The sequence below is a fragment of the Bacillus sp. FSL K6-3154 genome (assembly GCF_040869395.1).
Taxonomy (GTDB): Bacteria; Bacillota; Bacilli; order Bacillales; family Bacillaceae; genus Bacillus; species Bacillus safensis.
In genome coordinates this window covers 1,878,869-1,893,225 of record NZ_CP152033.1, presented here as the reverse complement: position 1 = coordinate 1,893,225, position 14,357 = coordinate 1,878,869, and the positions used below count along the sequence as shown (strand labels likewise).

12 protein-coding genes and 5 tRNA genes are annotated in these 14,357 nt (G+C 43.2%); 6 read left to right on the top strand and 11 right to left on the bottom strand.

What is annotated here, in order from left to right:
• Window positions 1–23: 23 nt before the first annotated feature.
• The 10 genes from MHH61_RS09935 to MHH61_RS09890 all read right to left on the bottom strand — a co-directional run bounded on the left by MHH61_RS09935 (window position 24) and on the right by MHH61_RS09890 (window position 5,342).
• Window positions 24–1,451: a YbbR-like domain-containing protein gene (locus tag MHH61_RS09935; protein WP_125587505.1), complete on the bottom strand. Its 1,428-nt coding sequence runs from the start codon at window positions 1,449–1,451 to the stop codon at window positions 24–26.
• Window positions 1,444–2,265 carry a diadenylate cyclase CdaA gene (cdaA, locus tag MHH61_RS09930; protein ID WP_008344027.1) on the bottom strand — a complete coding sequence of 274 codons (822 nt, stop codon included), beginning with the start codon at window positions 2,263–2,265 and terminating at the stop codon, window positions 1,444–1,446. The genes MHH61_RS09935 and cdaA overlap by 8 nt, the downstream gene beginning before the upstream one ends.
• Before the next feature lie 217 nt (window positions 2,266–2,482).
• A complete protein-coding gene (rsiW, locus tag MHH61_RS09925) occupies window positions 2,483–3,109 on the bottom strand; it encodes an anti-sigma-W factor RsiW (RefSeq protein WP_024424448.1) in 627 nt (208 codons plus the stop codon).
• 14 nt (window positions 3,110–3,123) lie between these two features.
• A complete protein-coding gene (gene sigW / locus MHH61_RS09920; protein WP_024424449.1) occupies window positions 3,124–3,687 on the bottom strand; it encodes an RNA polymerase sigma factor SigW in 564 nt (187 codons plus the stop codon).
• Window positions 3,688–3,871: 184 nt separating this feature from the next.
• Window positions 3,872–4,783 carry an arginase gene (gene rocF, locus MHH61_RS09915; protein WP_024424450.1) on the bottom strand — a complete coding sequence of 304 codons (912 nt, stop codon included), beginning with the start codon at window positions 4,781–4,783 and terminating at the stop codon, window positions 3,872–3,874.
• Between the two features lie 137 nt (window positions 4,784–4,920).
• Window positions 4,921–4,992: transfer RNA gene (locus MHH61_RS09910), tRNA-Gln, on the bottom strand.
• A gap of 4 nt (window positions 4,993–4,996) precedes the next feature.
• Window positions 4,997–5,081, bottom strand: a tRNA-Tyr gene (locus tag MHH61_RS09905).
• Window positions 5,082–5,109: 28 nt separating this feature from the next.
• A tRNA-Thr gene (locus tag MHH61_RS09900) sits at window positions 5,110–5,182 on the bottom strand.
• A gap of 3 nt (window positions 5,183–5,185) precedes the next feature.
• Window positions 5,186–5,261, bottom strand: a tRNA-Val gene (locus MHH61_RS09895).
• A gap of 6 nt (window positions 5,262–5,267) precedes the next feature.
• Window positions 5,268–5,342, bottom strand: a tRNA-Glu gene (locus MHH61_RS09890).
• 220 nt (window positions 5,343–5,562) lie between these two features.
• On the opposite strand from MHH61_RS09890, the gene murQ reads away from it, so the two are divergent.
• The 6 genes from murQ to MHH61_RS09860 are packed head-to-tail and all read left to right on the top strand — an operon-like array spanning window position 5,563 to window position 13,292.
• Entirely contained in the window at window positions 5,563–6,474 is a 912-nt protein-coding gene (gene murQ / locus MHH61_RS09885) for an N-acetylmuramic acid 6-phosphate etherase (protein WP_024424451.1), read from the top strand.
• A 14-nt stretch (window positions 6,475–6,488) separates the two neighbouring features.
• Complete coding sequence (locus MHH61_RS09880) at window positions 6,489–7,358, top strand: MurR/RpiR family transcriptional regulator (RefSeq protein ID WP_024427487.1); 870 nt, start codon at window positions 6,489–6,491, stop codon at window positions 7,356–7,358.
• On the top strand, window positions 7,355–8,734 hold the full coding sequence (locus MHH61_RS09875) for a PTS transporter subunit EIIC (RefSeq protein ID WP_025093531.1): 1,380 nt from the start codon (window positions 7,355–7,357) through the stop codon (window positions 8,732–8,734). The genes MHH61_RS09880 and MHH61_RS09875 overlap by 4 nt, the downstream gene beginning before the upstream one ends.
• 13 nt (window positions 8,735–8,747) lie before the next feature.
• Window positions 8,748–10,103 carry a penicillin binding protein PBP4B gene (gene pbp4b, locus MHH61_RS09870; RefSeq protein WP_120208542.1) on the top strand — a complete coding sequence of 452 codons (1,356 nt, stop codon included), beginning with the start codon at window positions 8,748–8,750 and terminating at the stop codon, window positions 10,101–10,103.
• A 13-nt stretch (window positions 10,104–10,116) separates the two neighbouring features.
• Window positions 10,117–12,036 carry a glycoside hydrolase family 3 protein gene (locus MHH61_RS09865; RefSeq protein WP_125587506.1) on the top strand — a complete coding sequence of 640 codons (1,920 nt, stop codon included), beginning with the start codon at window positions 10,117–10,119 and terminating at the stop codon, window positions 12,034–12,036.
• Between the two features lie 11 nt (window positions 12,037–12,047).
• Window positions 12,048–13,292, top strand: coding sequence for an exo-beta-N-acetylmuramidase NamZ domain-containing protein (locus MHH61_RS09860; protein ID WP_125587507.1), 1,245 nt, complete (start codon window positions 12,048–12,050; stop codon window positions 13,290–13,292).
• Window positions 13,293–13,335: 43 nt separating this feature from the next.
• Here MHH61_RS09860 and MHH61_RS09855 read toward each other — a convergent pair whose 3' ends face one another.
• Complete coding sequence (locus MHH61_RS09855; protein ID WP_241218621.1) at window positions 13,336–14,301, bottom strand: bile acid:sodium symporter family protein; 966 nt, start codon at window positions 14,299–14,301, stop codon at window positions 13,336–13,338.
• Window positions 14,302–14,357: the final 56 nt, after the last annotated feature.

The window sequence follows — 14,357 nt, the reverse complement described above, 5'->3', positions numbered from 1 at the left end:
TTCAATCGCTCCTTTTTTACCATTCAAGAGGACGCATCGTCCTCTTTTTTATCTTCTTTGACCCGCTGTCTTTGACTCGATTCTTTCTTTGCTTTATCTTGCGTGGATTCTTCTTTACTCTTCTCACCCTGATCATCGTCATCAGTGGATGGATCTTGTTGATCTTTTTGATCCTTCCGATCATTCGTCGAAGCCGGCTGATCCTCTGTATCAGTAGAAGTGAGTTTCACTTTGACCTTTGATCTCGATAATGTCCAAGTCACATTTTGAGGACCATTTACTTGAACTTTGACCTCATGGGTTCCTTCGTTCAAGTCCCCTGCATTGATATAGGCTTCAACATCTGAAGCCTTTAGTTTATCAATCGCACTCTTTGATCCCTTTGCTGTTAACGTGATCCGTCCAGAAGATGGGCTCACAAAATCAGATGTGAGATCCTTGCTCAAACCCACGACAGAAATCGGTACATTATCGATCTTTTTTTCTTCAGCTGTTGCAACCTTCACTTTGATCTTAACGGTTTCGGGTGATACCTTTTTCACACCATCTGGCATGGGAATATCGGCATCAATCTCCGTATCATCTTTGATCTTGCTTAGGTCCAGCTTGACGCCATCAATAAAATCAAGGGCATCCAGCACCTTTTGAGAGCCGTACACTGTGACCTCACTCGGGCTTGTCTCAATGCTTGAGATGCTGATCCCTTCTGGCAAGCTGCCCGTCCGCTCAATTTTAAAAGGGACCTTTTTGCTTGGACTCGAGATTGGGACCGTAATATCCACCACGGACGGACTTACTTCAACTGGCAGCTCATTCCCGCTGCTATCATACACAGTGAGCTTCGCCTCTTTTTCAATTTGCTGATCGACATCTTCTAAGTTCACAAAAGCTTTAATGACAGAAATTTTGTCGATGACGTCCTTTGATCCAGTAACTGTGACCTTTTTCGGATTCACAATGGGCTGTTCAGGTGAATAGCCGTCTTTGATTTTATTTTGATTATAAAACTCGGTTTCAACAGGAAATTCAGCTGTCGTTTTTTCTTGTATCGTTACAGTCGTCACAGATGGATTAATCGATAGTGTGAGTCCCTTTGATACATCTCTTGCCTTCAGCTCCACTTTATGTGTACCTGTCGATAAGTTCTGCATGTCTGCGTAAATTTCAAAATTCTTTGTTTGTCTTGCTGTTTTCACAGCACTAGTTGATCCTTTAATCGTGACATTGACTGTCTGCGGCACACCAGTGACGACGTACTTCTCGTCATCATAATACGCTTTAACAGGAATGTCGGTTAAAGTTGCTTCATCTGTCGTCGATGTTGGGAAAAAGGATTCACCGATTTTTTTCGGCGTGGGCGCTTGCGCTGAATTGACTGCACCATACAGCAATAAAGCGAAGACCAATGCAAGAAGCTTAACGGCCCAGCGATTATTCAAAATCTTATCCATTTTTCTTGCCCCTCCAATACCATTTGGTCGAGGAAGCATCTTTGCTGTTCTTACTAAATTCAGCAATCAGCATTTCTTCAAGCGCTTCTTCTGTCAATTCTCGGTGGAGATCACCATTCCTTGCGACAGAAATACCGCCAGTTTCCTCAGAAACGATGACAGTTAAGCTGTCTGTCACTTCACTAATTCCGACTGCCGCCCTATGACGCGTCCCCAGCTCCTTAGAGATAAAAGGGCTTTCTGATAGCGGTAAATAGCAAGCTGCAGCTGCAATCTCATCCCGCTTCATAATGACAGCACCGTCATGAAGCGGTGTATTCGGAATGAAAATATTAATGAGCAGCTCTGAACTCACCTTTGCATTCAAAGGAATTCCTGTCTCTATGTAATCATTCATTCCGGTATCGCGCTCAATTGTCAGCAGTGCGCCGATTCTGCGTTTCGCCATATAGTTAATTGCTTTTGTAATTGCCTCGATCGTTTTCTGCTGCTGTTCCTCTACAGGTGTCCCGCTTCTTGAGAAGAAACGGCCGCGCCCAAGCTGCTCAAGCGCTCTCCTTAGCTCTGGCTGAAAAATAATAATGATCGCAAGGAATCCCCACGTAATCGCTTGATCCATCAGCCATTGAAGTGTGTTAAGACCGAGATACGCACTTCCCATCCTGACGAGAACAATGACCACAATTCCCTTTAAAAGCTGAACCGCTTTTGTTCCGCGGATGACCATCATTAATTTATATATCACATACCAAACAACGAGAATATCAACAGCATTACCGAGGTACTGCAAAAAAGGAATATCCCCTAAAGCCATTTCCTCGTCCTCCAGAATTTTCAGTTATTCTTCGTTTGATGCATTTTTTAATATAAAAATAGCCTATGTATCAATACATAGCGTGGCTATTATACCACATTTTGTTTCAGCAAGGAAAATAGTTGCCATATCTGGCTAAGTTGCTAGTATGCGTGAATCCCACCAATGTATAGAAAAAGAGCAGCCCCCTTAGAGACTGCTCTTTAAGCCGATTGAGTTACTTTTGCTCCTCTGGCCCAATGACCCGCATTACGTTTTGTGCTGTTGATTTCATTTTGTACCAGATCCAATCAAATACTTCATTAATTTCATTAATTTGACCAGTGACTTGTCCGGCAGAAGCAGTCAACTGTTCCCCATTGACGACGGTGACATTTCCATCAACCTTGCCTTCTACAATCAGCTTGCCATTTTTGACAGTGACATCACCCTTTACGGTTTCCCCTTTAGGTACGGTCACTGTATCATTTTCAACGACGAGATTCGGCTGCTTTGACACACTGAAATTATGATCGGTATTCCAGCTCGTAAACAGACTGCCTCCCATTAAAATGAGAAAGAGGGCAGCGGCTACCATCAGCGGGTGAGCTTTAATCCATCTTTGAACCGACACACGCTTTTTCTCCTTTGGAAGACCTGCCATCACCTTTGCAGTGAAATCAGATGGTGCTTCTATATGAGATGTACTCTGCACTAGCGCGATGGATTTCTCAATTTGTTGAAAATGAGTACGGCACTCCTCACACGATTGCAGATGGCTTTTTAATTCTTTTTCGTCTTGGGGCTCAATGTCCCCGTCTAAATACTGATGCATAAGCTGGACGATTCTATCCTGACAGCTCATCAAAATCACCTCACTCAAAGGTCTCTCAACTGTTTCCGGAGAGCCTCTCTACCCCTGTGTATTCTCGTTTTCACCGTACCAACTGGTATATTCAGAATCTCACTAATTTCTTTTAAAGAGAGTTCATCAATATACTTTAATACGATGACCGAACGATATTTGTCGGGTAATCTTAAAATTTTTTGCTGAATGGTACTCGATAATTCAAGAGACACCACCTCATCCTCTGGCAAAATGCCATCAGCAGCAATTTGAGAATACATATTTAATCCTTCTGTTCCTGCCACCTCTGCATCTAAATAATAATCCGGCTTTTTTTTGCGAATACGGTCGATGGTCAGGTTGGTTGCAATGCGGTACAGCCACGTGGAAAACTTGCGATTCACATCAAAGCTTTCGATATTCACATAAGCACGAATAAACGCCTCCTGCGCAATATCCTCCGCTTCATGTGCATTCCCAAGCATACGGTAGCACAGCTGATAAATTTTGTCTTTATACAGGTCTACGATGTCTGCAAATGCGTTTTGGTCGCCTTTTTTCACTTGCTTAATTCTCTTTTTAATCATTGTGTCCATAGTATATTCAACCTCTGCCTTCACCGGTCTTTATGTATACGAACCTCTTTCCAAAAGGTTTCATTCTCCTCTAAAAAATAGTGTAACAAATTTTTGACAGTGTGTTACGCTTATCAACCGGTAAAAACCTTAACATATCCTTAAATTTTCCCAAAACAAAAAAAGAACGGGAACAAGTCCCGCTCTACAATAGCTTTTCACCCATTAATGAACCAATTAACGCAACTGCCGCTTCAGCAGTTTTGTTTTTCTCATCTAAAACCGGATTTACTTCAACAAATTCAGCAGACGTTAAAATACCCGCCTCCTCTAAAAGCTCCATTGCGAGATGACTCTCCCGGTAACTAATGCCCCCTGCTACCGGAGTACCTACACCAGGGCATTCCGCTGGATCTAATCCATCTAAATCAAGCGACAGATGGACACCATCTGTTCTCTCCTTTAGATACGCAATCGCTTCCTCCATCACCCTTGTCATCCCTAAACGATCAATTTCATGCATCGTATACACTTTAATGCCTTTCTCTCGAATCAATGCCCGCTCTCCTTCATCTAAAGATCGAGCACCAATTATAACGACATTTTCAGGCTTCAATTTAGGCGAATAACCGCCAATGTTCGTTAAATCAGCATGCCCAAAACCGAGACTGACAGCAAGCGGCATGCCATGAATATTTCCAGAAGGAGAGGTTTCCTCCGTATTCAAATCCCCGTGTGCATCATACCAAATGACCCCTAAGTTTTCATAATGCTTGGCTACCCCAGCAAGTGTGCCAATCGCAATGCTGTGATCACCGCCTAAAATGAGCGGAAACGAACCAGATTGCACAATACTGTCAACCTTCTCAGCAAGCAGCTGATTTGCCCCAGCATTCTCCGTCAAATTTTTCAGCTTTTCACTTGTATATAAACCTTTCTCATCATCTCTTTGTTCAACTGGAATATCTCCAAGATCCTCTACATCAAATGAGAGCGTTTCCAATTTTTCTTTTACGCCTGCACAACGAATCGCACTCGGGCCCATATCGACGCCCCTTCTCGTTTGACCCAAGTCCATTGGAACTCCAATAATCGTGACCTTCTTTTGCTCTCCCATATGTACATCCCCTTTCCGTTCATGCTTATATTTTACTTTCTTGATGCCTTCTGACTCAACTCGACAACATTTTGAATAGTTATACAGTCCCTCTGCCAACATAAAAAAAAGACACCTTTTTGAAAAAGGTGTCTTAACTGGGCTAGCTGGATTCGAACCAACGCATGACGGAGTCAAAGTCCGTTGCCTTACCGCTTGGCTATAGCCCAAAAATGGTGGAGGGGGACGGATTCGAACCGCCGAACCCGGAGGGAGCGGATTTACAGTCCGCCGCGTTTAGCCACTTCGCTACCCCTCCACATATGGAATTGATAAAGAAAAAACAGTGCCGGCAAGAGGACTTGAACCCCCAACCTACTGATTACAAGTCAGTTGCTCTACCAGTTGAGCTACACCGGCATATGGTGGAGGATGACGGGCTCGAACCGCCGACCCTCTGCTTGTAAGGCAGATGCTCTCCCAGCTGAGCTAATCCTCCACATCATGGTGACCCGTACGGGATTCGAACCCGTGTTACCGCCGTGAAAGGGCGGTGTCTTAACCGCTTGACCAACGGGCCAGTTTGTCAAGTTTGTTGTTTCCGTGAAGCTGACAAAAGTTATTATATACAGGTTGTCCCCCTTTTGTAAAGGGGATTTTTATTTTTTTTATTTTCTAACTATTTACTCCCTATTCGTTCAACAATTTGACTGAAATATAATTTCAATATTCAAATATAATATTGAAATTTCATATCATACTCAATATACTGAAAATGAAGAAATAAGGAGGTATGTCACATGCAGCCATCTCAACTGCGTTCTTTGACAACAGAATCAAGAAACCCAAACACAATGGGAATTTCTCAAGCAGATCCGCTTGAAATACTCCAGATGATCAATGAAGAAGATATGAAGGTCGCTCAAGCAGTCAACCTTGTACTTCCACATGTCAAAACAGCAAGTGACTTTGCTTATGAATCCATCTCAAATGGAGGCCGACTCGTTTATTTAGGCGCCGGAACAAGCGGCAGAATTGGCGTAATGGATGCTGTCGAATGTCCGCCAACCTATAGCGTCTCACCTGATGTCATTGTTGGCATCATGGCAGGCGGAGACTCCGCTTTTTCTCAAGCTGCCGAAGATGTGGAAGACAGTGAAGATGCCGGCAAACAGGATTTAGTACACATCCACCTGACATCAAAAGATACAGTCGTCGGTATTGCCGCAAGCGGCAGGACACCTTATATCATCGGCGCTTTAAACTACGCAAAGTCAATTGGAGCTAAAACAGTAGCACTCAGCTGCAATGAACAAGCAGAAATTAGCGAGCTTGCAGATTGCGCCATTGAGGTTATTGTAGGACCAGAAGCCATCACTGGGTCAACAAGAATGAAAGCAGCATCCGCTCATAAAATGATTTTAAATATGCTTTCCACCTCAGTCATGATCAGACAAGGCAAAGTATATGAAAACCTGATGGTTGATGTAAAAGTCAGCAATCATAAATTAAAAGAACGCGCCATCACCATCATTCAACATGTGACAAATGCTTCCTACGAACAAGCCGTGAAGACTCTTGAAGCAGCAGACTTAGAAGTCAAAACGGCCATCGTCATGCTCCAAACAAATACAGATAAGAAAACAGCCAAAGATTTACTCAACAAAACGAATGGCCATATTGACAAAGCGATCTCACGTTATCAATCCTAAAGGAGGCAGAGCTCATGTCAGCAGGTGGACTTACCCTACTACACACAATCAAATCAAAGCTTCCCCAATCTGAAAAAATCATTGCAGACTATATCCTTGCCCATCCTGACAAAGTCATTAAAAGCACAGTACATGAAATTAGTCAGGCAGCCGGCGCAAGCAGCTCTGCAGTCATCCGCCTTTGTAAATCTCTCGGGCTGGATGGCTATCAAGATTTAAAAATGCGGATCGCTGGAGACTTGATACATGACGATAAACAAGGCTACAGAGATATCGAACAAGATGAACCGCTTCAATCCATTATTCAAAAAACAGCAGGAAACTCGATTCAATCGATTAAGGACACCGCTTCTATTTTAAATGCAGATGCTTTAGAAAAGGCTGTTCAATTACTGCTGCATGCAAACCAAATTCATTTTATCGGTGTTGGTGCATCTGGCATCGTCGCAGCTGATGCCCAGCAGAAATTTCTCAGAATTAACTATGCAGCCACAGCCTTCACTGACATGCACATTGCATCTACGGTCATTGCAAATGCGGGTGAGAATGACATTGTGTTTGGGATCTCCTTTTCAGGAGAAACGTTAGACATCATTCAAGCCCTTCAGCTCGCAAAAGACAATCAAGTGAAAACCATTGCTTTAACACATCCAGGTCATACAAGCGTTTCTGCTTTATGTGATGTTCACCTATCGACGTCCGGTTCCAATGAAGCACCTTTTCGCAGTGCTGCCACTTCCTCTAGAATGGCACAGCTCTACTTAATTGATGTCTTGTTCCTCAGTTTAGCTTCTCGTCAATATGAAGAGACAGCCCAATATATTGACAAAACAAGACATGCCATCCGCTCCATGAAACGAAAATCAAAGGGGGATTCAACATGAGTCATCAAAAGAAATATCAGCAGTTGGCGAAAGACATTCTTTCACTCTGTGGTGGTTCTGAAAATATCTCTTCCCATACACATTGTATGACAAGGCTCCGAATTACACCGATGGACAATGAAAAAGTTCACGTCACAGCAATCAAAGAACTCGATGGCGTCATTGGCGTCGTCGAAGCAGAAACGCTTCAAATCATTTTAGGCACTGGCGTTGTCAACCAAGTATCAAGTGCGTTTGAAGAGCTGCTAAATGCCTCTGGCTCTTATGATTTAAACAACGAAGCACAAAAAAACAAGCAAGCCATTTCACAAAAGAATCGCACACCATTCAAGCTGTTCTTACGGCGGATTGCCAGCATTTTCATTCCAATTATTCCGGCACTAGTTGCCTCAGGTCTGATTACCGGGATAACAAAAGCAATCGTGCAAGCAGGCTGGCTTGACGAAAAATCTCAAGCTGCGATTATTTTAACGGTTATCGGTTCTGGACTTTTCGCTTATCTCGGGATATTAGTCGGAACAAATGCCGCAAAGGAATTTGGAGGCTCTCCTGCATTAGGCGCATTAGCTGGTATCCTCATTATTAACCCAGCCTCCGCAGACATTATGTTATTTGGCACAAATATTCTACCAGGCAGAGGCGGACTCATCGGTGTTCTTCTAGCCGCCATCTTTATGGCACTTGTGGAAACCCGAATTAGACGCTTCATCCCGCAATCACTTGATATCATCGTCACACCAACCATCACACTACTCATTACAGGCATTTTCACGTACGTTGTCTTCATGCCAGTCGGCGGATTTATATCTGATGCCATAACCTCAGGACTGACTTATCTATTGAATATGGGCGGAATTTTCGCAGGATTTGTTCTTGGTGCTACCTTCCTCCCACTTGTTGTAACAGGACTTCACCAAGGGCTGACACCGATTCATATGGAACTCATCAATTCAATTGGAGATGACCCGCTTCTGCCAATTCTCGCTATGGGCGGTGCAGGACAGGTCGGCGCTGCATTCGCCATTTATATGAAAACAAAAAAGAAAAAGCTCAAAAGAGCCATTGCTGGTGGACTTCCTTCAGGGATGCTGGGCATTGGCGAACCACTCATTTTTGGTGTCACACTCCCGCTGGGACGACCATTTCTCACCGCTTGTCTTGGTGCAGGAATCGGCGGCGCATTTCAAGCCTACTTCCAAATTGCGACGAAAGCCATCGGGGTATCCGGTCTTCCATTAACCTTTATTGTTCACACACATCAAATGCTTCTTTACTTAATTGGACTATTCATCGCATATGTTGCTGGATTTTTCTTCACATACTTATTTGGGTTTCATGATGATATGGCTGTTGAATTCGAGGATCACAATCAATAAGGAGGTCTAGACCTTGAAGAAATGTTTTCTTTTGATCACATGTCTGCTCATGCTCCTTGGGTTACCAGTACAAACATTTGCAACTAGCTCCCATCCTGTATCGTCTTTGTCTAAAACAGCTCATGAAGAATATCCCGTCTTAAAAAAAGCAAAACGACCGGAACAAGTAGGTGTTTCTTCCAGGCAGCTGAGGAAGGTTGATCAAATGATTCAAAATGACATCAAAGCAGGATTTCCAGGAGCCGCTCTCATCATTATCAAGGACGGAAAGATCGTCCATCAAAAAGCCTATGGCTACCGGCAAAAATATGATGGCACAACAGAACTCAAATCGTATAAAAAAATGAAAAAAGATACACTATTCGATTTGGCATCCAATACAAAAATGTATGCGACCAACTATGCCCTGCAAAAGCTTGTCTACGAGAAAAAACTTGATGTCAGCGAAAAAGTACAGACCATCCTTCCAGATTTTCAGGATGAACCTGATGCAAAGGTAACCGGTAAAGACCAGCTTCGGGTAAAAGATCTTCTCACCCATTCTGCGGGTCTCCCTTCCAGTGTCTTATTTTATAGCAAAGAATCAGCTGGCTCTTTTTATTCTCAAGACAGAAAAACAACGATGAAATGGCTGCCAAAGGTACCGCTGCAATACAAGCCAGGTACCCAGCACATTTATAGTGACATTGATTACATGCTGCTAGGCATGATCATCGAGAAGAAAACAGGCATGCCTCTTGATCAATATGTCGAGTCAACAATTTATCGGCCGCTAGGTCTCAAACATACAATGTTCAATCCGCTGCAAAAAGGGTTCAAGCCGAAGCATTTTGCAGCAACTGAACGTTTAGGCAATTCACGAGACGGTGTCATCGATTTTGAAAACATCCGACGGTACACCCTGCTAGGTGAAGTACACGACGAGAAAGCATATTACTCAATGGCAGGTATCTCCGGCCACGCTGGACTTTTCTCGAACACCTCAGATATGGCCGTGCTGCTTCAGCTGATGCTTAATAAAGGAGGCTATGGAAAAACAACCATTTTTGATCAGGCTTCTATCGATCTCTTTACAGCCTCATCTGATACGAACCCAACTTACGGGCTAGGCTGGCGAAAAAACGGTCATACTGACATGGAATGGATGTTTGGAAAATATGCAAGTAACGAAGCCTATGGGCATACTGGCTGGACCGGCACAATGACGTTGATTGATCCTAAACACAATTTAGGTGTCGTGTTGCTGACGAATAAGAAACATTCACCCGTTGTTTCACCAGAAACAAATCCTAATCAATTTGAAGGCGACCTGTTCCCAACTGGTACTTATGGAAGCATCATGACCGCAATCTACGAATCTTTTCAGTAAAAGGAGGAATTCGATGTTGAAAGCTCTCTTCCCTGCTGCACTGGTTTTAGCCCTGCTAACCTCTTCCATTCCAACGGAAAAGGTTAGCTCTGCCTCTCTGCCAACCGCTAAACAAATGGTTCAAGACATGTCACTGGATGAAAAGATAGGTCAAATGCTCATGCCGGACTTTCGCAATTGGCAAACAAAAGATGAATCCACACCTACAGGCTTCACAAAGATGAATAACGAAGTATCTCATCTTGTAGAAAAATATCATCTAGGCGGTGTCATCTTATTTGCCGAAAATGTCGTTGATACGGAACAAACCGTGAAACTCACCCATGAATTTCAAAAAGCATCACCAAACATTCCTTTACTCATTTCCATTGATCAAGAAGGCGGAATCGTCACAAGGTTACAAAAGGGAACACATTTCCCAGGAAATATGTCGATTGGTGCCTCTAGAAGCAAAAAAAATGCATATGACACAGGAAAAATCATCGGAAAAGAATTAAACGCCTTAGGCATCAATACAAACTTCTCTCCTGTGCTTGATGTGAATAATAACCCAAACAACCCCGTCATTGGTGTCCGTTCCTTTAGCTCTGATCCTGCTCTTGTCTCTAGACTTGGCCTTCAAACCATGAAAGGACTTCAAAAGGAAAAGACCATTTCCACACTAAAACATTTCCCGGGACATGGTGATACAGCCGTCGATAGTCACTACGGCTTGCCGCTCGTAGAGCATGACCTAGATCGTTTAAAAAGGGTTGAGCTGTATCCGTTCCAACAAGCAATCAATGCTGGTGCAGATATGGTCATGACCGCTCATGTGCAATTTCCTGCCATTGATGACACAACGTATCGAAGCAAAAAAGATGGCGAGGACATCATGGTTCCAGCAACCTTATCAAAAAAAGTCATCACAAACTTATTAAAAGAAGAGATGGGCTTTCACGGTGTTGTTGTGACAGACGCTCTAAACATGAAAGCGATTGCAGATAATTTCGGACAGGAAGAAGCCGTAGTGATGGCCATTAAAGCAGGTGTCGACATCGCTCTCATGCCAGCACCAGTCACCTCATTAAAAACAGAGAAAAACCTTGAGAATGTATTCAATGCTGTCAAACAAGCGATTTTAAAGAAAGAGATTCCGATATCTCAGATTAACGAATCTGTCGAAAAAATTCTTCAATTGAAAATCAAACGCGGCATTATTTCCTCCAAAAAACCAATCAGTCTTGAGAAAAAAATCAAAAAAGCCACTCAAGTCGTCGGGAAAAAGTCGCACCTTAAAGCAGAACAAAAAATGGCACGTGAAGGAATCACCCTGCTTAAAAACAACAAAAAGACCTTACCTTTCAAGCCTAAAAAGAATGACAAAATCGTGGTCATGGCACCTTACGAAGATCAGACAAAAGCAATGTCTGTCACAGTCGAATCTCTCGTGAAACAAAAAAAGATCAAGCCTGTACGCATCCAGTCATATGCTTTTGCGGATAAAACGTTCGCCAAAGATACAGCCAAACTGATTCAAGAAGCTGACTATGTCATCACTGGCTCTTACGTTGTCCAAAATGATCCAGCTGTGAATGATGGCGTAATTGATGACAATGTCCAGGATCCGAAAAAATGGGCTACTGCCTTCCCTCGTGCTGTCATGAAAGAAGCAGCAGCACAAAACAAAAAAATGGTCATCATGAGCCTTAGAAATCCTTATGATGCGGCAAATTTTGAAGAAGCCGATGCCTTACTAGCTGTGTACGGTTTTAAAGGCTACTCAAACGGACAATTCAATCAGCCAAATATTCCTGCTGGACTAGAAGTGATATTTGGAGCTGCATCATCTAAAGGGAAACTGCCAGTTGATATCCCATCTGTCACTCATCCAAATCAAACCCTTTACCCATTCGGCTATGGCCTCAACTTGAAAGGGAAACAGATCAAATAGGAGGGATTCTCTTGAAGAAAACAGTCAGTTTCATACTCGCAAGCTTTCTCATGATGAGCACATTGACCGCCGCCTCTCCCGCAGAAGAACGAACAGATACAAAGGGAAAAAAAGCAGCAGTCAAAACAGGGATTGAAACACTTCTCTCAAACAACCTTTCATGGCTAAAAGGGAAAAGAGTTGGTCTCATTACCAACCCGACTGGCATTGATGCAAATATGAAAAGCAGTGTCGATCTCCTATTTGAACATCCAAATATCAAGCTCACTGCTTTATATGGACCTGAACACGGCGTGCGTGGCGATGCACAAGCAGGAGAAGGCGTCGAATCCTATACCGATGAAAAAACAGGTCTTCCTGTTTACTCTCTTTATGGAAAAACAAGAAAACCAACTCCTGAAATGCTGAAAAATGTAGATGTCCTGCTGTTTGATATTCAAGACGTTGGTGCTCGTTATTACACCTATATTTACACAATGGCCTATGCGATGGAAGCCGCTAAAGAAAACAACATTCCCTTTGTTGTCCTAGACCGCCCAAATCCCATTGGCGGACTAAAAGTAGAAGGACCTGTTTTAGAGCCTGAACACGCCTCATTTGTAGGGCTCTATCCAATCCCATTAAGACATGGAATGACCACTGGTGAGCTTGCAAAACTGTTTAACAAAGAGTTTCATATCAATGCTGATGTAACAGTCATCAAAATGAAAAATTGGAAGCGGTCCATGACATTCGATGATACAAAGCTGCCGTTCGTCCTTCCTTCTCCTAACATGCCAACAGTGGATAGTACCTTTGTATATCCTGCCACAGGATTAATTGAAGGCACAAATGTCTCTGAAGGCAGAGGAACGACAAAACCATTCGAGCTCATTGGTGCACCATATATCAATAGCAGCGAGCTGGCAGATCACTTAAATCAGCTAAAACTAAAAGGCGTTCAATTTAGACCTGTGTCATTCACCCCCACATTTTCTAAACATGCCGGTACACTATCTCATGGTGTGCAGTTATACGTCACAGACCGCTCATCCTTCGAAGCAGTGAAAACGGGGTTATCTATTATCAAAGCAATACATGATTTATACCCTAATGACTTTCAGTTCCTTCAAACAGGCAGCTTTGACAAACTCATCGGGAATGGCTGGATGAAAGAAGAAATCAATAAAGGGACTTCCGTCAAACAAATTATGAAACGCTATCATCACGACCTTAAAACATTCGAAAAGAAGCGAAAAAAATATCTCATCTATTAAATCACAGAAAAAACCTCCATCTATCAAAGGATGGAGGTTTTGTTCATGAGAAAGATTTGGTCACAGCAGGTGCTTTCAGCTCAAAACGATTGAGTAAGAAACCAAACAAGGCAGCAAGCACTTGCTGAAACAGCATGCCAATCACCACAGGAACAGCGACAGCAGGCGGGAAAAAGCTAATGGCAAGCACAGCCCCCGCACTAATGTTTCTCATACCGCCCGTATACACGATGGCCACAATCTCTCCTTGAGTACATTTCATCGTCTTTCCAATCAACCATGCAAACGCATATCCGCTCATCGCAATGAGAAACACAGTCGCTGCCTTGCTAAAAAATGCGGCATCCAGTTCACGCAAGTATGGCGCAACAACAGAACTGTTAATCGACACCACTACAAACAAGCCTATTTTTGAAAAAGGTGACAGTGTCTGACTGATCATTTTCGTCACAGCAGGCTTTGCATAGTGACGAACGAGCATCCCTAAAATAGATGGAAGCACCACCATCCAAAACAGCCCTTTCATGATCGCGACCATGTCCATATGAACCTGTGTACCGGCTAAAAGTGACAAACTGGCTGGCACAATCAATGGCGAAAGCAATGTATCAATTAAAATAATGGATAACGTTAATCCAACATTCCCCTTATACATTGCCGCCCATATTAAACTAGAAACTCCTGTGGGAATCACCATTGCAAGTGTCAAACCGGTGATCGTCATGGCATCACCCGCAAATATGAGATGTCCCGCTGACCAAGCATAAAGAGGCATCAACACATGTAAAATCATAAACGATAAAATCAAAGGCAATGGGTGCATCACCGTATGCTTTAAAGCCGAAAAAGTAGAAGACAAACTCCCTGCAAAGGTCATCACAGCAAATACCCATGGCACCAAAAACGTAAAATCCTTTAAATAGGCCGCCAACAAAACACCGAGTAACACACTAAAAGGTGTAATGAGCGGCATCATCCGGCCGAGCACTTGATTCAAACGCACAAGCATGCCGGCCACCTCCATCCCTTCACTTTCTTACCTTTTCTATTGTAACAGACAGAAAG